Genomic DNA, 18,743 nt, shown 5'->3' on the forward strand with positions numbered 1-18,743 from the left:
ACTTCCCGGCACCCGGTCAGTAACGACCCAAAAGGGACAAAAATAAAAGCAAAATGGTTGCTATATTTAATCTTTAAACATCCTAATTAACTACCTGCGGATTTTAGGGAATAGTGAAATATAGATCAGGGATTTCGTCAAAATTTTTTTCAAGCATCTTTTGGTAACCCGAAATGCCAATTTGATTGCCATTGTAGCAAACATCGTCATGGACAAAATGCTTCAAATTGTCTAAATCACGACTATTCAGGCAGGTAATGTATTCTCGATAGATTTGTTCACAATTGGCCATAACCTTTTTTATTTAGGTAACATTGAATGTCACAGAAAATCTATTGCTACTTATCCAGTTTCCAGCCTGTGTCAAAGTAAGAAAGAGTTGCACGTTCAACTTTCTTTTCGGAAAGGTCACGTTTCATCAGCTTGGCAAAAGGTGTGATGTTCTTATAGGCGATAGTATATTCCACGGTAGCACTTTTGTTGTCTTCCTGCAATTGAATTCCAGTAACATCTGCTAAGTCCATATCTGCCACCTTTACCACCTGTACATTGTCATACTTCTCATCTATGCGGATGAGGTAAGGCTTTGCCTTCTCGGTAAAATGGACAATAGGTTGTCCCGCATCTTTTAGCTTCTGCGTTTTATCTATTGTTACTAACCCTTCCGCCTCCAGTCCTGCGTCCAATAGCTTCCGGGCACTTGCCGGATCACTCACATTAACTTCATATTCGTACACCTTCGGATAATTCTTTTCAGAACGTATAACCGAAGCTGCTTCTTCCTTCTCCAGCTTTGTCTGGCTGCAAGATGCCATAAGTAAAATGGCAAGTCCTAATACACTTACTGTTTTCATAACAATGCTTTTTAGCTATTCAACAATAATAGTCAACTAATTTCCTATTACTAATTTAAAAAAAATAATCGGTTTTCAGCCTCTGGAATGGCTGATAATCACAGGGGTACAACGGGTACAACTTTCAATGCAAGAAATGTTGGACTTGAAACGCCTTGCTCATCTTCGTTTTTTTGCTTTCAGAAACAACAGAATACAACGGCTTTCAAAGTCGGGATGAAAAAGTGTAAACGAAAAAAGCAAGCGTATGTTAAAAAACATTTCATGGTCAGACTACATTATTGCAGTTGCCATACTATTAGCCATCTATTACCTCTTTGTAGGGATGAAGTATTTCTCAGGTGAGATCAAGGATCTACTATCCGGGAAAAGAAAACTGAAGTTCAGAGCAGCCGTTCCTAACGAACATGCTGCATACAATCCGGACAATGAGCAAAGCCTTCAGGAAACGAGTGGTTTTGAAAACACCACGGATGATGAATTTTCAGAAGTGGAGCATCTTATTGAACGCCTGAAAACGGTAATAGCAGATGCCTCCAGTAGAAAACTCATTCCCCAGGAGTTTAAGCAATATCTCAGCATGGTGCTGAAAGAATACCCTTCTGTAAGATACTCTCCCCTTCGTTCATCTATCAATGAACTGATTGTATCTGAGTGTCAAAAATATGGTGCTGTTACACTTGACGAGGATGAAGTGGAACTGCTGTGGAAAGAAGCAGTGTAGCAGACCTAATGGAGTGCGCTTCCCTGTCCTTCCCGGTGCGTAAGGGCAAAGTGTGGTAGGAAAGCGGGTTATGTGACGGCGAAGCCACTCCATTCCTTTCGAGTTGATTTCAAACTTTAATAAACGTGTGTTATGGAAATGTGCAGCAGGAAAACAAAAGCAAATAACCGAAAAAGGGTTATTATGATCTGTGCCGCTCTGGCACTATTGGCTATCCATTATGGGGCATTTGCTCAGGATGGCATACAGGGTATCAACGAAGCCAACACTAAGGTGCGAAGCTATTTTGCAGCAGGTACAAACCTGATGTATGCAGTGGGAGCATTGCTTGGTTTGATTGGCGCAGTTAAGGTGTACCAGAAATGGAATGCAGGTGACCAGGACACCGGTAAGGTTGCAGCCGCCTGGTTTGGCAGTTGCATTTTTCTGGTCGTGGTAGCCACTGTTATTCAATCCTTCTTTGGAGTTTAAAAAATCAGGACGTATGCAAAGTATGCTAACGGAAAAGTTGTGGGCGTATATCGTCCACAACAACCCTGACCTGATGCTCAGCTTGCAGGAGGACTATTCAGTTACACGCTATCTGGAGAACAAGGTAGCCGCAGTGATGCCTATGGCAGCGCAGTTTCTTAGCGAAGAAAAGCCGCAATACATTATTGAGGAATTGTGCCTGCAAGCTATGACGGAAGATTTAAAACCGTCCCGCTATCAGTATATCCGCTCAGTTATCGAGGAAGAATTTAATAGTGACTACCTGCGGATGAAGGAAAACGGAACACTCACCTATGAAGTAGTGAACCTCATTGAAGCCTGCAAAAGCATCTTCAGTGATTTTGATTTTAACGGTGAAAATGAAGCAAACAGGCATTTGAGATATGCCATCATCGGACAGGTGCATGACTATCTCGCCTAAGCCCAAAAAAGAAAAGTGAAGAAAGAAAATGTGTGGTTATGGCTTACAATGTTTCTCAAAAGCTGCAAGATAATCTTGATGCTATCCGAATAGCGTTGGATTATCAGAACGGTCGCCCGCTTACTGCGGAGGATGTCGCCAGCCTGAAAAAATACGCAGGTTTTGGCGGCATCAAGGTCGTTTTATATCCTTACGGAACGCCGGAGGAATGGCAGGCTAATGGGGCTACCAAAGAAGATCTGAAGCACCACCAGGGTATAACACAATTACATGAGCTGCTCAGGGAAAACTATGATGATGCAGCCTATAAAGAAATTATCGCTTCATTACGACATAGTGTTTTGACCGCATTCTACACACCAGAGGTCGTACCACAAACATTGTATAGCGTGCTTGAAGCGCAAGGCATACAGCCTAAAAGGTTATACGAGCCTTCTGCCGGTTCCGGGGTATTTATAAGCGAGGCTGTTACAGCCTTTCCTGAACTGGAACAGATCACCGCAGTAGAAAAGGACAGGCTCACCGGATTAGTGCTTTCTGCGGTTAACAGTACGCTCCCTGTTAAAACAGCTACTCACATTACGGGGTTTGAAGAAGCTCCGGTTAGAGATAATGGCGGCTATGACCTTGTAGTAAGCAATATTCCCTTTGGAAACTTCTCGGTATATGACGAAGCATTTCCAGACAAGGAAATATCTGGCAAAATTCACAACTACTTTTTTGCTAAAGGTTTGGATAAACTGGCCGAAGGCGGCCTTATGGCATTCATTACGACGGATGCCTTTTTGAATAGCCCTTCTAACCATGCGGCACGGGAATACCTGTTTGAGCGGGCAAACTTCGTGGGCCTGGCTGTAATGCCGGACAACCTGATGAAAGATACAGGTAATACCGAAGCGCCGAATCACCTGTTAATCGTTCAGAAAAATACAGCAAAGGAAAAGATAAGCTGGGAAGAAGAATGGCTGAATGAAGTACGTGAGAGGGAGAATGAGTTTGGCCGATTTCCTTATAACTACTTCATATCTACGCATGATCACGATGTTGTCATGGGCAATGTGCGTAAGCCCGGAAAAAACCAATACGGCAGGGCTTCAGAAGTAGTATGGCAGGAAGGTGATATTAGCCAGATACGGGATGCCCTTTATGCCAGCCTTACCCATCAATTACAAAATCGCTTCAACACCGAACTGTTTGAGAAAGCACAAGCACTCGCCCTACCAGTTTCAGAAAACGAAGGCAAAAAGCTGACTTACCTGCCTATGCCGGAAAGCAAGGCAGAAGCCCCGTCAGTACAGTTAGGGTTATTTGATACCGCACCGGCAGAACAGATCAACCGGGCAATGGCCTATATCAACCCGCTCGATGAAACCATCGTACAAAAAACAACGGCCCGGATTGTCGGTACAATTCGTACCACTGATAAGCCGAGCCACGAAAATGTAGTATTGCTTACCGCAAAACAGCATAAAAGCAACCGCTTTTTATACAAGCTCTATTCCAACGTCAAAGAAGTAAATCAACTGTCTGTAAACTGGATGGATGCCCGCTTATTGGGACATGAACTTACAGGTATCTCCAATTACCTTAAACAGTTTGATCACAGTTTCAAATATGAAGGCGATCAGACATTGGAAGGTTTTTTCCGCTTTGAGCAAAAAACACCACTTCCTTTTATTGGCCTCAAATCTTATTACCAGGAAGGAACATTGGTAGTGCACATGGGCAGCGTTGGAACTATAGGTAGTCCCGATCCTGAATATAAACAGGCTCTTTTCCAGCCTCTCGGTCTTCAGGGTAATATTCGCTTCTATGAAAGTTACGCTGTATTACGTGACGCTTATCTCGAATTATCTGGCAAGGAAGTATCAGGGGAAACCATCACCGATGTTGATAGGGACAGCCTTAACACTACTTATGAAAAGTTCATTGCCGAATACGGGCTTTTAAATGGTCCCGACAATCGGAGGCGCATTCTTGAAGATACCGCCTTTGGTGTTATTACGCTTTCCTCGCTCGAACGCAGGGATGGCGAAAGGTTTGTAAAAGCCGACATTCTTACTCACGCTATTCATCACGTAAAAGAACGGTTCATCACCGATGACCCCATTGAAGCGCTTGCACACAGCCTTAATGATACAGGCAAGGTAGATGTAGGGTTTATAAGCGCCGCAATGGGGCTGGAAGAAAACGAGGTGATCGGTCGTCTGGGCAACCATGTGTACCTGAATCCTGCAAGCAATGAATGGGAAACTGCCGATCAATATTTAAGCGGCAATGTGGTAGAAAAACTAAGACAGGCAGAACATCTGTCTAATGAGTTTTCTGAGAATCCGCAATATAAACGAAGTACTGAGGCCATATTAAAAGTGCAGCCGGAGCGTATTCCATTTGAACTACTGGATTTCAATTTAGGTGAACGCTGGATACCCACTTCTTACTATGAGCGTTTCGCAACAGCACTGTTTGAACAGGACGCTACTATCAATTATTTCGCTTCGCTGGATGCTTTCAAAGTAAGCACCGGGATGAACATTAAAGTATCGAGGGAATTTGCTGTTACACCCAAAAGCGGACGCACCACTTACGGCTACACGCTGATGGAACATGCACTGGAGAATACCACTCCCTTCTTTACTTATGAAGTAAAGGGGCCGAACAATACAACCATCAGGCTGCCGGATAGTGAAGCCATACAGTTGGCTCACCAAAAGATTGAGCAGATCCGAAGCGGTTTTATCAACTGGCTGAATGAATTGCCCGATACAGAAAAAAAGCACTTGGAAAATCTGTACAACGATACATTCAACTGCTATGTATTACGGGAGTTCGATGGCACTCACCTGAATTTTCCGGGACTTGATAAAAAGGCTTTGGGCATTGAAGACCTGTACAGCAGTCAGAAAAATGCAGCATGGCGCATTATACAGAACAGAGGAGCTTTGGTTGACCACGAAGTAGGGTTAGGTAAAACGCTTACCATGATCGTTTCCGCTCAGGAAATGAAACGCTTGGGCATTGTACATAAACCCATGATCGTTGCCCTGAAGGCAAACGTTAACCAGATTGCCGAAACTTATAAGAAAGCCTATCCAAAGGCCCGCATACTGTTTCCCGGACAAAACGACTTTACACCAGCACAGCGGCTACGGCTCTTCCATGAAATAAAGAATAACAATTGGGATTGCATCATTCTTACACATGATCAATTCGGAAAAATACCACAGTCACCAGAGATACAAAAAGAAATATTCCAGGCAGAGCTTGACAATGTAGAACGTGATCTTGAAACGATCAAAGAGCTTGGCGGTGAAATCTCTAAGAAAATGCTTAAAGGCTTGGAGATACGCAAAAACAACCTGGAAGGCAAGCTGAAGGGAGTGCTTAAAGATATAGAGGAAAAGAAAGATGCAGGTATCAATTTCAGGGATATGGGTATTGATCACCTCTTTGTGGATGAATCTCATAAGTATAAAAACCTCACGTTTACAACCCGTCACAACCGGGTTGCAGGCTTAGGCAATATGGAAGGCAGCCAGAAGGCCCTTAACATGCTGTTTGCCGTCCGTGAGTTGCAGAGCCGGTTTAACAGTGACCTGTGCGTAACCTTCCTTTCCGGCACACCCATATCTAATAGCCTTACCGAAATGTATTTGCTGTTCAAGTACCTGCGTCCGAAGGAAATGGAGCGTCAGCATATTGAGAATTTTGATGGTTGGGCAGCTGTATTCGCACGTAAGACAACAGACTTTGAGTTTTCAGTAACCAATGAAATCATAGCTAAAGAACGCTTCAGGCATTTTATCAAAGTGCCGGAATTGGCTTTGTTCTATAATGAAATTACCGACTACAAGACAGCGAAGCATATTAACCTTGACAAGCCTGATCTGAATGAAACGTTGGTGAATATAAAACCAACGCCCGAACAAGTCGAGTTCATCAAAAACCTGATGCAATTCGCTAAAACAGGTAACGGCGAACTTATTGGACGTGGCAGGCTAACGCCTGAAGAAGATAAAGGCCGGATGCTGATTGCCACCAACTATGCAAAAAAGATGGCCGCAGACATGCGACTGATTAGTGAATGGAAGTACAGCGACCATCCTGATAACAAGGTAAACGTCAGTGCCCGCAAGATTGCTGAAATCTATAAGGAAAGTATGCAGCATAAGGGTACGCAGATTGTGTTCTCCGACATTGGCACGCCTAAACCCAATGACTTCAATATTTACGATGCGCTTAAAGAAAAGCTCGTGAGGGACTTTGGCATTCCTGAGCGTGAGATCACATTCATACACGACTGGACAGATGCTAAAAAGCCAGATCTGTTCCGAAAAATGAACCGGGGTGAAATACGCATTCTATTAGGCAGTACCGAAAAGGCAGGCACAGGATTGAACGTTCAGCAGCGTATGGTGGCTATGCACCATCTGGATATTCCCTGGAAACCTTCTGAGCTGGAGCAACGCAATGGCCGTGGCGCACGCCAGGGCAACCTGATTGCTAAAGAGCATTATGAAAACAAGGTTCGGAACTATGTATATGCCGTGGAGCAGTCGCTTGATAATTACAAATTCAACCTCTTGAAAAATAAACAGACGTTCATTTCGCAAATGAAAAATTGTGAGCTGAATGTCCGCACTATTGATGAAGGCGCAATTGATGAAAAGAGCGGGATGAATTTCTCCGAATACATCGCTATTCTCTCCGGTGATACATCGCTGTTAGAAAAATCAAAGCTGGAAAAGAAAATAGCTGTAATGGAAAGCCTGAAAGTATCTCATTTCAGGGAAGTGTCCCGTAACAAATACCAGTTGGAAACCTTGCAAAACGAGCAGGCTTCTACAGTCAAAACACTGGACAAGTTGCGGGCAGATGAAACAGCCTATAAAAGCGTCCTTCAACTGGATAAGGACGGTGTGAAGGTCAATCTCATTAAACTGGATAACATCAGTTCATCAGATAGCGAAGCTATCGGCAAGCATATTATCAAACTGTACCAGGACTGGAAACCAACTGATGCTGGAGAGCATACCGCACAGGTAGGTACATTATATGGTTTCAACCTGTATATCCGCAGGCAACAGGATGCCTACGAAGAAAATGGCGTTTTTGAGTACCGCTACTCCAATAGCTTCTATGCCCAAAGGGACAATGAGGGCATTAAATACACCTATAATAATGGCCTTCCAAATACAGATAATCCTAAGCTGGCCGCAAGACATTTCCTTAATGCCATTGACCGGGTTGAAAGCCTGAAAGATAAATACGAACATACATTGGCCGACCTGACTACAGCTATCCCGAAACTGGAACAGCTTACTACGAAGCCTTTTTTACAGGAGGTCGAATTGTCGCAAATGAAAAGCGAACTGGCTAATCTGGAAAGGCAGATAGCCATTAAAATACAGGAAAACCAACTGAAGCAGCAACAGGTAGCAGAAAACCAGCCGGGCGAAGTGAGTGAAGTACCTGTCATTCAAATTAACGAAAAACTCAATGGACAAACTGTTCCGAAGGACGTAATACTTGCCACACAACAAATGGCCGAACGTCCCCGAAGCAGAATAAGATTATAAACCAATTAAAGGAAATGGTTATGGCAAATAGTGTCTATCAGATCAACAAGGGAATTAACCAGAGCATAGAGTTCAAGGGTTTGAAAGCGCAGTATATATGGTATCTGGGCGGCGGTGTTGTGGCCCTGCTTATTGTATTTGCGGTAATGTATATCATCGGCTTGCCTACATACCTGTGTATCGGCATTATCCTATCCGCAGGAGCATTCCTCATCATGAAGATTTACGCCATGAGCAATAAGTATGGAGAGTATGGCTTAATGAAAGCCCTTGCCCGTAAGCAGGTCCCGAAGCTCATCAAATCGCGGAGCCGAAAAATTTTTATAGGAACTAAAGAAAAACAATCATGAAAAGAGAATTGCCGGTGTATAGCATCGAAGGAACCGACTTTGTGGTTGATGCGGCTAACCTACAGCTTAGCGAAAAGGCAAACCCTGAAAACGTAATACCTCTGTCAGACATGCGGGATGTAGGCGATGGATATGTATTTGACTACAGTCCAAAAGAAAAGAACATACCGATGCTGTTCAGTGATGATACGGATGTAAGAACAGTTAAAATACCTGAGTTGGTACAGCTTGACCCTGTTGGAATGTCGGAAAAATATGGCTGTTCCATTCAAGAGATGCAGGGTAAAACTGATTTTTCATTGATGGTAGATCAGCAGGCACTTGGAAGAAGGTTGATGGGACAACTGCCGACTGTAGATATTGCCGGTCACACCTTCTTTGTTGATATCCGCATGGACATGCTTCGTCCTAAAGACGATTTTCTTTCCAAAGGAATTGTGTTCAGCCAGATTGATCATTTCTATGATGATGACCGTAAAGTTTACACCATTCCTTACAATCCAAAGACGCATGAATTTCAGGATCTGGACCACGATAATATCACGTCTATTCCCAAAGACCTTATCGTTATTTCGTTTCCTCACGAAAGCGCATTAGACCCCATAGGATATAACCGGAAAGGTGGCTGGGATGAAACATACGGATTAAAAGAAACCAATGTAAAATCTCATTTCGAGGCAAAGATGGTTGATTGGAAGGAAACCGGTATCGAAGCAACAATACAAGAGAATATTAACAAACAGCATAAGCAACAAAATCAAATCAAGCAAACAGACAAAGAACAAAAAAGCCAAAAACGGCAACGCAGAGGGCCGAAGCTATGACATAGCGCTGCCAGAGTGCAGTAAGTGATAACAGGTAAAATAAAGTGAGATGGAAAAAGTGTTGGATGATATATTACCGATCATGGATGTGGAGCATGACTGCATCCTGAGTAAGCAAGGCGACGTGACAGTTGTTTTTAAGGCAGACCTGCCCGAAATATTTACCCTTTCCGATCAGGAATATGAAGCCTTTCACCAGGCATGGATAAAAGCAATTAAGCTGCTTCCCAAATTTAGTGTATTCCACAAACAGGATTGGTTTTTAGAAAGCAGTCATAAACCCGACTTCTCAAAAGACGATACCAGTTTCCTTAGCCGGGCCAGCGAACGGTTCTTTAATGAACGTCCTTTTCTCGCTCATACCTGCTACATCATGCTTACCAAAAAGCCGGAAGGCCGGAAAACAGCCAGTTCGATGTTTTCAAGTCTCCTGCGGAAATCCATAGTGCCAGAAGAAACTTTGAGGCCGCAGATGCTACAGGACTTTCTGGACAGTACGGGACAATTCAAGCGGATCATGGAAGATAGCGGGTTTGTGAAGCTAACAAGATTAAGAGAAAAGGAGCTGCGCAGCCATAGCCGCAAAATGGGATTGGTAGAACAGTATTGCTACCTGTCTGAGCAAAATGATAGTTTCCTGATGGGCGATATCGTTTTTGATGAAGCGATGCGTGTGGGCGATAAATATTGCCAGTTATATACGCTGGGCGATGCAATAGATCTTCCTGCACTATGCGGCAGCCGCATCAATTACGATAAATACAGTACAGACAAAACGAAGTTCAGTGTCGGGTTTGCTTCTACGTTAGGCCAGCTTTTGCCCTGCAATCACATCTACAATCAATACATCTTTATAGAAGATGCACAGAAAACCATCCAAAAACTGGAGAGTAAAAGGCTGAGGCTGCAATCCCTTTCTGCATACAGCAGGGAGAATTTAATTGCAAGGGATGCTACCAACGATTTTCTGAATGAAGCCATCAGTCAGCAACGGTTGCCGGTCAAGGCGCATTTCAACGTGCTTGTATGGACAGACAATAAAGAGGAACTCAAAGACCTGAAGAATATGGTATCCTCTGCACTGGCACAGATGGATGCAGTAGCCAAACAGGAAACCATTGGCGCTCCGCAGATATTTTGGGCGGGCATTCCTGGGAATGCCGCAGACTTCCCGATGAATGATACGTTTGATACGTTCGCGGAACAGGGAACCTGCTTCCTAAACCTCGAAACCGGCTACCGATCTTCTTTAAGTCCGGTAGGTATTCGCATGGGCGACCGGCTTACAGGCAAGCCCGTTCATGTGGACATCAGCGACGAGCCTATGAAAATGGGCATCTGCACAAACAGGAACAAATTTATACTTGGGCCTTCCGGTAGCGGCAAATCATTTTTCACCAACCACATGGTACGCAGCTATTATGAGCAAGGTACGCATATCGTACTGGTGGATGTGGGACATAGTTATAAAGGACTTTGCGACATGGTGAAGGGCTATTACTTCACTTACAGCGAAGACAATCCCATCCGCTTCAATCCCTTTTACATAGGCGAGGGCGATAGCCTTGATACCGAAAAGAAAGAAAGTATCAAAACACTGCTTCTGGCACTGTGGAAGAAGGACGATGAGGCATTCAAGCGGAGCGAATACGTTGCCCTGTCAAATGCCATTGGCGGTTATTACAGTTATCTGGAAAAAAATGCGGCTGTATTTCCCTGTTTCAACAGTTTCTATGCTTTTCTGCGCGATGAATACACGCAGGTGCTGGAGGGTGACAGGGTAAAAGAAAAGGATTTCGATATAGACAACTTTCTCTATGTGCTGCGCCCTTACTACGAAGGCGGCGAATTTGATTACCTGCTGAACGCTACCGAAAACCTGAATTTGTTGCAGGAAAGGTTTATCGTGTTTGAACTGGACAACATTAAGGATCACCCTATCCTGTTTCCGGTGGTAACCATTATCATCATGGAGGTCTTCATCAACAAAATGCGGAAGATGAAAGGCATCCGCAAAATGATATTGATAGAAGAAGCCTGGAAAGCCTTAATGAAAGAAGGCTTTGCCGAATACATCAAATATCTGTTCAAAACAGTCCGCAAATTCTTCGGCGAAGCAATCGTGGTAACGCAGGAAGTAGAAGACATCATTTCTTCTCCGGTGGTAAAGCAAGCCATCATCAATAATAGTGATTGCAAAATCCTGCTCGACCAAAGCAAGTACCAGAACAAATTTGATCAGATACAAGAACTATTGGGGCTAACGGAAAAAGAAAAAGCATTGGTACTCTCGGTCAATAAGTCCAATGATCCCGCTAAGAAATATAAAGAAGTATTCATCAGCCTGGGTGGTATGATGAGTAAGGTTTACCGGACAGAAGTAAGTCTTGAAGAATACCTCGCATACACTACCGAACAAACAGAGAAGGTAAAGCTGATGGAATACGCTACAAAGTTTGATGGAGACATACGCAAAGGCATTGCGGCAATGGCCGAAGACATTAGGAATAAAAGTTAAAAAACATCCGATGAAACTGAAAAAACTGATACGGGATCTATGCTGCGCAATTAAGGTAATCGTGCATTTCGGCAGGGAGCATCATGCCACCATTTCTATGATGCAGGGTATCTATGGAAAACAATCATTGCACAATGATATGGTTACAGGAGTAGATACGATGCTGAGCATAACATCTTGTGGGAGCTTTTATAAAATCACACGCACCGATTACATCAGCAACATATCTGAGAACGAAGAAACGTGGCTTGCTACTTACGGATGGCATTCTAACGGGCATCTGATTGAAATAGGCGGTGATCGGTACTGCATTTTCGATACGGTTTCAAAATCGCTGTACCTCGAAAAGCTAACGGAACAAGGAAAGACAACAATTGAATTATTTACTAAAATCTTGAAGCAATGAAAAAATATGTAAGAATGATGCTTGTGGCTCTTTGCATTTCCTTCACCGTTCTTCCGGTACAGCAGGCAAATGCTACACCCATAGCCATACTGGAGATCATCAAGGCGGCGGTTAAAAAAGTGATAAAGGCGGTTGACTTAAAAATTCAGCGATTGCAGAATAAAACGATCTGGTTGCAGAATGCTCAGAAGACACTGGAAAACACTTTGTCTAAGTTGAAACTGGATGAAATTTCTGACTGGACGGAAAAGCAAAAAGAACAGTACCGCAAGTATTACGACGAGCTGGCACAAGTAAAAGCAATTATCTCCTATTACCAACGCATCCGCGATATTACCAAAAAGCAATTGCGCCTCGTGGACGAATACAACAGGTCATGGGCACTGATCCGGCAGGACAGCCGCTTTACTGCAAAAGAAGTGGTGTATATGGAAAAGGTGTATTCGGGTATTCTCGATGAGAGCCTAAAGAATATTGACCAGATCAATCTCATTATTAAGTCCTTCACCACGAAGATGAGCGATGCGAAAAGGCTGGAGCTGATCAACAATGCAGCCGACCAGGTAGATGCCAACTACTCTGATCTGGTACAGTTCAACAGGCAGAACACATTACTAAGCCTTCAGCGTGCTAAGACCGAAACTGAAGTGCAGGCAGTTAAAAAATTATATGGGCTTCCTTAAATCAATACGTATGAAAAAGATAATCTTATTTCTAATGCTGTTTGTATCGGCAGGGAGCAGTCTGAAAGCACAATCTTTTGCAGAATGGTTTCAGCAAAAAAAGACACAGAAGAAGTACCTGATCCAGCAAATAGCGGCACTTCAGGTATATATCGGATATGCAAAAAAAGGGTACAATATAGCCAAAGAGGGTCTAACAACTATTGGAGGCTTCACCAGAGGCGAATTTAACCTGCACACAGATTATTTCAATTCATTGAAATCTGTCAACCCCGAAATCAAGCGATATGCAATGGTTGCAGATATAGTAGCCTTACAGCTCAAAATTGTACAAAACTACAACCGTACATACCGGAGGCTTAACGGCAGCGATGCACTTTCAGATGATGAACTGGCATACGTCCGCAGGGTCTTCAGCAGACTGCTTGATGATTGCGATAAAATACTGGATGAGCTTATCACAATTACTACCGATGGAAAAATGGAAATGAAGGATGATGAGCGCATGAAGAGAATTAATATGCTATACCTGGACATGCAGGATAAGCTCACATTCTCGCAGAGCTTTTCTAATGATGCAGTATCACTTGCAGCATCACGGTTAAAGGAGAAAACAGATGTACAAACCAGCCGTGTACTGCATGGCATTAAAAACGAGTAACGATGAAAAAGGTAATTGTAATTATATCGCTGTCATTCATGGGTTTGCTTCCCGCTTTCCGAGCATCTGCGCAAGCTGATGAGATAGCACAGCTTTTACTCAATGTTGAGAAGCTGGCGCAATTCAAGCAGATCCTGAGTGACATGAAAAAGGGCTACCAGATTTTGGAAGGTGGCTACAACACCATAAAGAATATTTCCGAAGGCAACTTCAGCTTGCACAAGGCTTTTCTTGACGGTTTAATGGGTGTAAGTCCTACCGTGCGCAATTACAGGCGTGTAGCGGACATCACTAACTACCAGATTACTTTAGTTAAGGAATACCGTAATGCGTATGATCGGTTCCGGCGGGATAACAATTTCAATCCCGATGAGCTGGCGTATTTGGGCCGGGTGTATGACAATTTGTTCAAGGAGAGCCTGCGTAATCTGGATGAACTGCTCACGGCCATCACGGCAGGCAAAGCCCGCATGAGCGATGATGAACGACTGCAAACCATCGACAGGATTTATGCCGACATGCAGGATAAATTAATGTTTCTGCGGCACTTCAATAATAACACTACAATACTGGCTGTGCAAAGGGCGAAGGAGCGCAACGATGCACAGACCATTCGTAAAATCTATGGGTTAAACAATTAAATAAACAGATATGGCAAAGCGTGGAAAGACCGCCTGGCTGGCGGTGGTGGGGTTGATAATGCCTTTTATAAGCCGTGCACAAGGTATAGCCGATGAAATGAGAGGGATGCACGGTGTATTGGAACAATTGTATGATGAGATGATGCCTTTGTGCAGCCAGTTGATCGGCGTAGGCCAGGGATTGGCGGGATTTGCGGCAATGTGGTATATCGCATCAAGGGTATGGGGACATTTATCAAGAGCGGAACCTATTGATTTTTATCCGCTGTTCCGTCCTTTCGTTATTGGATTTTGCGTGATGATATTTCCCTCCGTTTTGGGATTGATCAATGGCGTGATGAAACCTACTGTGACAGCTACTGCTGCAATGGTGGAAAATTCAGATAAAGCTATTTCGGTGCTTTTGCAAAAAAAGGAAGAAGCCATCAAGAAAACGGATGTGTGGCAAATGTATGTGGGAGAAAGCGGTAGCGGTGACAGGGACAAGTGGTATAAATACACACACGATAATGAGGACCCTTCCGAAGAAGGTTTCTTTGAAGGCATCGGTAACGACATCAAGTTCGCCATGTCCAAAGCCTCTTACAACTTCCGCAATTCGGTAAAAGAATGGATGAGTGAAGTGCTTAGGGTTCTATTTGAAGCGGCATCCCTGTGTATTGATACGCTACGAACGTTCCAGTTAGTCGTATTAGCGATACTTGGCCCTTTGGTATTTGGCATTGCAGTGTTTGACGGTTTTCAGCATACGCTTACTGTCTGGATAGCCCGTTATATTAACATCTTTCTATGGTTACCTGTCGCCAACATCTTCGGAAGTATTATAGGGAAGATACAGGAGAAAATGCTGGAGCTGGATATATCACAGGTACAGGATTACGGCGACACATTTTTCAGTAGAACCGATGTGGCTTATCTGGTCTTCATGATAATCGGCATAGTCGGATACTTTACTGTTCCCTCCGTAGCGAATTACATTGTTCATGCCGGTGGTGGTGGTGCATTAGGTCACAAAGTCACAAGCATTTTCGGTAGTTCTTCCAGAACAGTAGTCAATACAGCATCAGCCGGTGCAGGCATGGCCGTAGATGCTATGGGCAGCGCGGCTAACCGTATGTCGCAAAGCATGGCCAGTAGCGGCAATTCCAATCCCTATTTCGGTGATGGCAGTAGTGGCAAATCTGGCTATATGAACGACAAGCTAAAAGGCAATTCATAATAATTCAAAGGAGGATATATGTTCAAGAAAATGAAAAATATTGATACAGCTTTCCGTCATATCAGGAGTTTTACCCTGGTAGTAATTATAGGCTGTGTACTGATATGCTGCTTTGCACTATACAAGAGTTTTAGCCTTGTATCGCAGATGCAAAGCAAAATATACATTCTTGCTAATGGCAAGGCACTGGAAGCCTACGCGTCCGAACGGAAAGATAATATACCTGTTGAGGCAAGGGATCACGTAACTACTTTCCATAAACTATTCTTTACGCTTGACCCTGATGATAAAGCAATCACAGCAAGCATTACTAAAGCCTTGTATCTGGCAGACGGAAGTGCCAAAAGAGCCTACGATGATCTGAAGGAGAACGGGTACTATGCAGGACTTATATCCGGCAACGTCAATCAAACCATTGTTGTGGATAGCGTGGCGGTAGATATCAATGATTACCCGTACAAATTCCGTTGCTATGCTACGCAAAGCATTATCCGACCAACCAGCATTACTACCCGTAGCCTGGTGACAGACGGTGCATTGCGGAATGTATCACGCAGTGACAATAATCCACATGGTTTCCTTATCGAGCGATGGAGTACGATTGACAACAGGGATTTAAAAACAGTAAGCAGGCGACAATAAAAATCAAGATCATGAAACTATTTCCAAAAAGAAAAAAGGACGATGCTGAGTTAAGGCCCAATGCGCTTTCCAAAGGAATAAAAGCAGGCTATCAGCGAATACAGGGTGGCTGGGCAAGTTGGATGATGAGGCGAACAGAGAATTTCTCACGGCGTACATGGTTTGTACTGCTTATTCTTTTCGTTCTATGTACCGGCACATACAGCATATATCTGGGAGTAAGTGCTTTTACCGGAAAGAACACGAGTTCAATGACTATAACACCCATCAAAAAACCGAAGCACGTCACCGAAACCGGAGAAGCAAATGTTGAACCTGCGGAAGTGTCTGAGGCTGAATACAGCCGCATCAAAAGGTTCAGGGTGTATATGGATAGCTTGGCACGAAGTCCTGCGGGGAAAACTCTTTATGACAGCATAATCCACCATCGTCCGGGGCTAATGGACAGTGTGCGGTTTATTGAAAATTATTATCAACAATTAAAACAGAAATAAAAATGGAAAAGCAAGTAAAAACTCCGAAGGAGATCAGGCAGCGCAGGTTCTTATTGGTATTACCACTTCTCGCATTGCCTTTTATGACCATGATTTTTTGGGCACTTGGCGGTGGCAAGGTTGAAAAGGTGGAAGCCCAGGCATCTGCGAAGAAGGGATTTAACATTAACCTGCCGGACGCCAATCTCAAAGAAGACAAGCCGATGGACAAAATGAGCTATTACAATCAGGCTCAACTGGATTCTATCAAATTTCAGGAAATGGTAAAAAATGATCCCAATTACAGGAATATTGGATTATCAGATACCGATGAATACCTGTCGAATGACGAAGATACCTTTCAGCAGCCTGCCAGTCCCAAAGGTTTGAATACATCACTTCAGGGAAGCCGGGGACACAATGACCCCAATACTGATAAAATCTACCGCAAGCTGGCAGAACTGGATCGGGAGATGAACAAGCCAGTACCGACATCATCAGACAATGACGAGTATGATACGTACCAACCCGCTTCATCAAGAAACCGCAATAGTGCCACGATAAATTCTCCTGATGTGGAAAGGCTGGAACAAATGATGAACATGATGAATCAGTCTAATGGCGAAGATCCTGAATTGCAGCAATTGAATGGTATGCTGGATAAGATATTGGACGTACAAAATCCCGAAAGAGTGCAGGAGCGACTAAGACAAACTTCTGAAGCAAACCGGGGACAAGTATTTGCGGTATCATCGAAAAAGAAAGACAATAGTATCACGCTGCTTGATATGGAGCATACATCAGGCAACACAACCAATGGCTTCTATTCACTTACCGGCGCGACAGCTATTGAAGATTCGCAGAATGCTATACAGGCTGTTATTCACGAAACTCAAACTATCGTAGATGGCTCAACTGTCAAATTGAGATTGGTAAATGATGTTTTCATAAATGGCATTCGCATTCCGAAAGACAATTTCCTCTTTGGAATAGCCTCGCTGCGTGGTGAGAGATTAAGTATCAAGATTAACAGTGTACGTTTTGGTAATTCTTTATTCCCGGTTGAATTATCGGTATATGACATGGATGGCCTGGACGGCATTTATATTCCCGGAGCGATTACAAGGGATGTTGCAAAGCAGTCGGCAGACCGTTCTATGCAAACAATTGGGCTAACCAGCCTTGATCCGTCGTGGGGCGCACAGGCAGCAAGCGCAGGTATTGAAGCTGCAAAAACGCTGTTCAGCCGAAAAGTAAAGCTAATCAAGGTAACTGTGAAGGCAGGGTATCAGGTGCTTCTGCGAGACGAAAAGCAAAAACAATCCAACTAAATATTTCAATCACTTAAAATTCCAAAAGATGAAAAAGATCAGTGTAGTAATGGCAATAGGAATTTTCCTGCTATTTACAATTTTCAAGGCTCAGGCCCAAACAAACACAACCTGGCAAACCAAAGCAATCGAAACGTATCATGTAACAGTTGCTTTCACCAAAACCACCAACATCATCTTCCCTTATGCTATCGTTAGCGTCGATATAGGAAGCAGGGATGTACTGGCGCAAAAAGCGAAAGGTGTAGAAAACATTTTGCAGATAAAGGCTGCAAAGGACAGTTTTCCACAAACAAATATCAGCATCATTACGGCTGACGGCAAGCTCACGTCATTTCTCGTTGATTATGACAACCAACCGTCAGTGCTAAACCTGGCTCTCACAGGCGTAGGCAGGCAAAATACTATCTCCATTCCTTCAGAAAACATTAACCAGGAACAAATGGAGCATTTTGCTAAGATGGCTGCGGAGTCAAAAGCGAAGGCAAGAGGTATAAAAGATAAAACTTTCGGCATTCGCTTTAAGCTGAATGGAATCTTTATCCATGAGGACATAATGTTGCTTCGCTTCAATATTTCCAATCAAACCAATATCAACTATGATATTGATCAATTGAGGCTTTATATCCGTGACCAGAAGAAATCCAAAAGGACAGCAACACAGGAAATTGAAATATTACCTGTACTTGTGCAGGATAATACCAGCAAGGTTGCAGGTCAGTCGGATAATACAATTGTGTTTGTTGTACCAAAGTTCACCATTCCTGATAAAAAATATCTCGCTGTGCAATTAATGGAGAAAAATGGCGGTCGGCATCTGGAGCTTCATGTGAAGAACAAGAAGATTATAAAGGCATTGCCGATTGATTAGCATTCGGCAATGAAGCCAATCATTTCATTCCCATTAAATCTCAATCAGCATCTA

Annotated in this window: 18 protein-coding genes; 16 read left to right on the plus strand and 2 right to left on the minus strand. The window is 43.5% G+C overall.

Features of this window, described 5'->3' with window-relative positions; translation table 11 throughout:
• Positions 1 to 103: 103 nt before the first annotated feature.
• Positions 104 to 292 carry an ester cyclase gene (locus ABR189_RS26880; protein ID WP_354663613.1) on the minus strand — a complete coding sequence of 63 codons (189 nt, stop codon included), beginning with the start codon at positions 290 to 292 and terminating at the stop codon, positions 104 to 106.
• Positions 293 to 338: 46 nt separating this feature from the next.
• On the minus strand, positions 339 to 854 hold the full coding sequence (locus ABR189_RS26885) for a hypothetical protein (RefSeq protein ID WP_354663614.1): 516 nt from the start codon (positions 852 to 854) through the stop codon (positions 339 to 341).
• A 247-nt stretch (positions 855 to 1,101) separates the two neighbouring features.
• Between ABR189_RS26885 and ABR189_RS26890 the strand changes: the two genes are divergently transcribed.
• The 16 genes from ABR189_RS26890 (at position 1,102) to traN (ending at position 18,689) form a co-directional block, all read left to right on the plus strand.
• Positions 1,102 to 1,578, plus strand: a complete 477-nt coding sequence (locus tag ABR189_RS26890; RefSeq protein WP_354663615.1) for a hypothetical protein — start codon at positions 1,102 to 1,104, stop codon at positions 1,576 to 1,578.
• A gap of 183 nt (positions 1,579 to 1,761) precedes the next feature.
• Positions 1,762 to 2,049, plus strand: coding sequence for a DUF4134 domain-containing protein (locus ABR189_RS26895; RefSeq protein WP_245989110.1), 288 nt, complete (start codon positions 1,762 to 1,764; stop codon positions 2,047 to 2,049).
• A 13-nt stretch (positions 2,050 to 2,062) separates the two neighbouring features.
• Positions 2,063 to 2,491, plus strand: a complete 429-nt coding sequence (locus ABR189_RS26900) for a DUF1896 family protein (RefSeq protein ID WP_354663616.1) — start codon at positions 2,063 to 2,065, stop codon at positions 2,489 to 2,491.
• Between the two features lie 38 nt (positions 2,492 to 2,529).
• Positions 2,530 to 8,070 (plus strand): helicase-like domain-containing protein, encoded by a 5,541-nt coding sequence (locus ABR189_RS26905; protein WP_354663617.1) that lies wholly within the window; start codon positions 2,530 to 2,532, stop codon positions 8,068 to 8,070.
• A gap of 20 nt (positions 8,071 to 8,090) precedes the next feature.
• Positions 8,091 to 8,420: a DUF4133 domain-containing protein gene (locus ABR189_RS26910; RefSeq protein ID WP_354663618.1), complete on the plus strand. Its 330-nt coding sequence runs from the start codon at positions 8,091 to 8,093 to the stop codon at positions 8,418 to 8,420.
• On the plus strand, positions 8,417 to 9,244 hold the full coding sequence (locus ABR189_RS26915) for a hypothetical protein (RefSeq protein WP_354663619.1): 828 nt from the start codon (positions 8,417 to 8,419) through the stop codon (positions 9,242 to 9,244). The genes ABR189_RS26910 and ABR189_RS26915 overlap by 4 nt, the downstream gene beginning before the upstream one ends.
• Positions 9,245 to 9,293: 49 nt before the next feature.
• On the plus strand, positions 9,294 to 11,762 hold the full coding sequence (locus ABR189_RS26920; RefSeq protein ID WP_354663620.1) for a TraG family conjugative transposon ATPase: 2,469 nt from the start codon (positions 9,294 to 9,296) through the stop codon (positions 11,760 to 11,762).
• A gap of 10 nt (positions 11,763 to 11,772) precedes the next feature.
• Entirely contained in the window at positions 11,773 to 12,168 is a 396-nt protein-coding gene (locus tag ABR189_RS26925) for a hypothetical protein (protein ID WP_354663621.1), read from the plus strand.
• Positions 12,165 to 12,851, plus strand: a complete 687-nt coding sequence (locus tag ABR189_RS26930; protein ID WP_354663622.1) for a conjugal transfer protein TraI — start codon at positions 12,165 to 12,167, stop codon at positions 12,849 to 12,851. The genes ABR189_RS26925 and ABR189_RS26930 overlap by 4 nt, the downstream gene beginning before the upstream one ends.
• Before the next feature lie 10 nt (positions 12,852 to 12,861).
• Entirely contained in the window at positions 12,862 to 13,512 is a 651-nt protein-coding gene (locus ABR189_RS26935) for a hypothetical protein (protein ID WP_354663623.1), read from the plus strand.
• A gap of 2 nt (positions 13,513 to 13,514) precedes the next feature.
• Positions 13,515 to 14,153 (plus strand): TerB family tellurite resistance protein, encoded by a 639-nt coding sequence (locus ABR189_RS26940; protein WP_354663624.1) that lies wholly within the window; start codon positions 13,515 to 13,517, stop codon positions 14,151 to 14,153.
• A 10-nt stretch (positions 14,154 to 14,163) separates the two neighbouring features.
• On the plus strand, positions 14,164 to 15,372 hold the full coding sequence (gene traJ / locus ABR189_RS26945) for a conjugative transposon protein TraJ (protein WP_354663625.1): 1,209 nt from the start codon (positions 14,164 to 14,166) through the stop codon (positions 15,370 to 15,372).
• An 18-nt stretch (positions 15,373 to 15,390) separates the two neighbouring features.
• Positions 15,391 to 16,014 carry a conjugative transposon protein TraK gene (gene traK, locus ABR189_RS26950; protein WP_354663626.1) on the plus strand — a complete coding sequence of 208 codons (624 nt, stop codon included), beginning with the start codon at positions 15,391 to 15,393 and terminating at the stop codon, positions 16,012 to 16,014.
• An 11-nt stretch (positions 16,015 to 16,025) separates the two neighbouring features.
• The gene (locus ABR189_RS26955; RefSeq protein WP_354663627.1) at positions 16,026 to 16,508 is read left to right on the plus strand and encodes a hypothetical protein; all 483 of its coding nucleotides are present in this window, start codon (positions 16,026 to 16,028) and stop codon (positions 16,506 to 16,508) included.
• Between the two features lie 2 nt (positions 16,509 to 16,510).
• Positions 16,511 to 17,818 (plus strand): conjugative transposon protein TraM, encoded by a 1,308-nt coding sequence (gene traM / locus ABR189_RS26960; protein WP_354663628.1) that lies wholly within the window; start codon positions 16,511 to 16,513, stop codon positions 17,816 to 17,818.
• 28 nt (positions 17,819 to 17,846) lie between these two features.
• Entirely contained in the window at positions 17,847 to 18,689 is an 843-nt protein-coding gene (traN, locus tag ABR189_RS26965; protein ID WP_354663629.1) for a conjugative transposon protein TraN, read from the plus strand.
• Positions 18,690 to 18,743 lie beyond the last annotated feature (54 nt).

The organism is Chitinophaga sp. H8 (assembly GCF_040567655.1).
Lineage (GTDB): Bacteria > Bacteroidota > Bacteroidia > Chitinophagales > Chitinophagaceae > Chitinophaga > Chitinophaga defluvii.

Excerpts from the sequence above, each read along its gene's own strand:
- ABR189_RS26880 (WP_354663613.1), bottom strand. The coding sequence starts at position 292 with ATGGCCAATTGTGAACAAATCTATCGAGAATACATTACCTGCCTGAAT.
- ABR189_RS26905 (WP_354663617.1), top strand. The coding sequence starts at position 2,530 with ATGGCTTACAATGTTTCTCAAAAGCTGCAAGATAATCTTGATGCTATC.
- ABR189_RS26920 (WP_354663620.1), top strand. The coding sequence starts at position 9,294 with ATGGAAAAAGTGTTGGATGATATATTACCGATCATGGATGTGGAGCAT.
- ABR189_RS26940 (WP_354663624.1), top strand. The coding sequence starts at position 13,515 with ATGAAAAAGGTAATTGTAATTATATCGCTGTCATTCATGGGTTTGCTT.
- traK (WP_354663626.1), top strand. The coding sequence starts at position 15,391 with ATGTTCAAGAAAATGAAAAATATTGATACAGCTTTCCGTCATATCAGG.
- ABR189_RS26910 (WP_354663618.1), top strand. The coding sequence starts at position 8,091 with ATGGCAAATAGTGTCTATCAGATCAACAAGGGAATTAACCAGAGCATA.
- traM (WP_354663628.1), top strand. The coding sequence starts at position 16,511 with ATGGAAAAGCAAGTAAAAACTCCGAAGGAGATCAGGCAGCGCAGGTTC.
- ABR189_RS26930 (WP_354663622.1), top strand. The coding sequence starts at position 12,165 with ATGAAAAAATATGTAAGAATGATGCTTGTGGCTCTTTGCATTTCCTTC.
- ABR189_RS26890 (WP_354663615.1), top strand. The coding sequence starts at position 1,102 with ATGTTAAAAAACATTTCATGGTCAGACTACATTATTGCAGTTGCCATA.
- ABR189_RS26885 (WP_354663614.1), bottom strand. The coding sequence starts at position 854 with ATGAAAACAGTAAGTGTATTAGGACTTGCCATTTTACTTATGGCATCT.
- traJ (WP_354663625.1), top strand. The coding sequence starts at position 14,164 with ATGGCAAAGCGTGGAAAGACCGCCTGGCTGGCGGTGGTGGGGTTGATA.
- traN (WP_354663629.1), top strand. The coding sequence starts at position 17,847 with ATGAAAAAGATCAGTGTAGTAATGGCAATAGGAATTTTCCTGCTATTT.
- ABR189_RS26955 (WP_354663627.1), top strand. The coding sequence starts at position 16,026 with ATGAAACTATTTCCAAAAAGAAAAAAGGACGATGCTGAGTTAAGGCCC.
- ABR189_RS26935 (WP_354663623.1), top strand. The coding sequence starts at position 12,862 with ATGAAAAAGATAATCTTATTTCTAATGCTGTTTGTATCGGCAGGGAGC.
- ABR189_RS26900 (WP_354663616.1), top strand. The coding sequence starts at position 2,063 with ATGCAAAGTATGCTAACGGAAAAGTTGTGGGCGTATATCGTCCACAAC.
- ABR189_RS26925 (WP_354663621.1), top strand. The coding sequence starts at position 11,773 with ATGAAACTGAAAAAACTGATACGGGATCTATGCTGCGCAATTAAGGTA.
- ABR189_RS26915 (WP_354663619.1), top strand. The coding sequence starts at position 8,417 with ATGAAAAGAGAATTGCCGGTGTATAGCATCGAAGGAACCGACTTTGTG.
- ABR189_RS26895 (WP_245989110.1), top strand. The coding sequence starts at position 1,762 with ATGATCTGTGCCGCTCTGGCACTATTGGCTATCCATTATGGGGCATTT.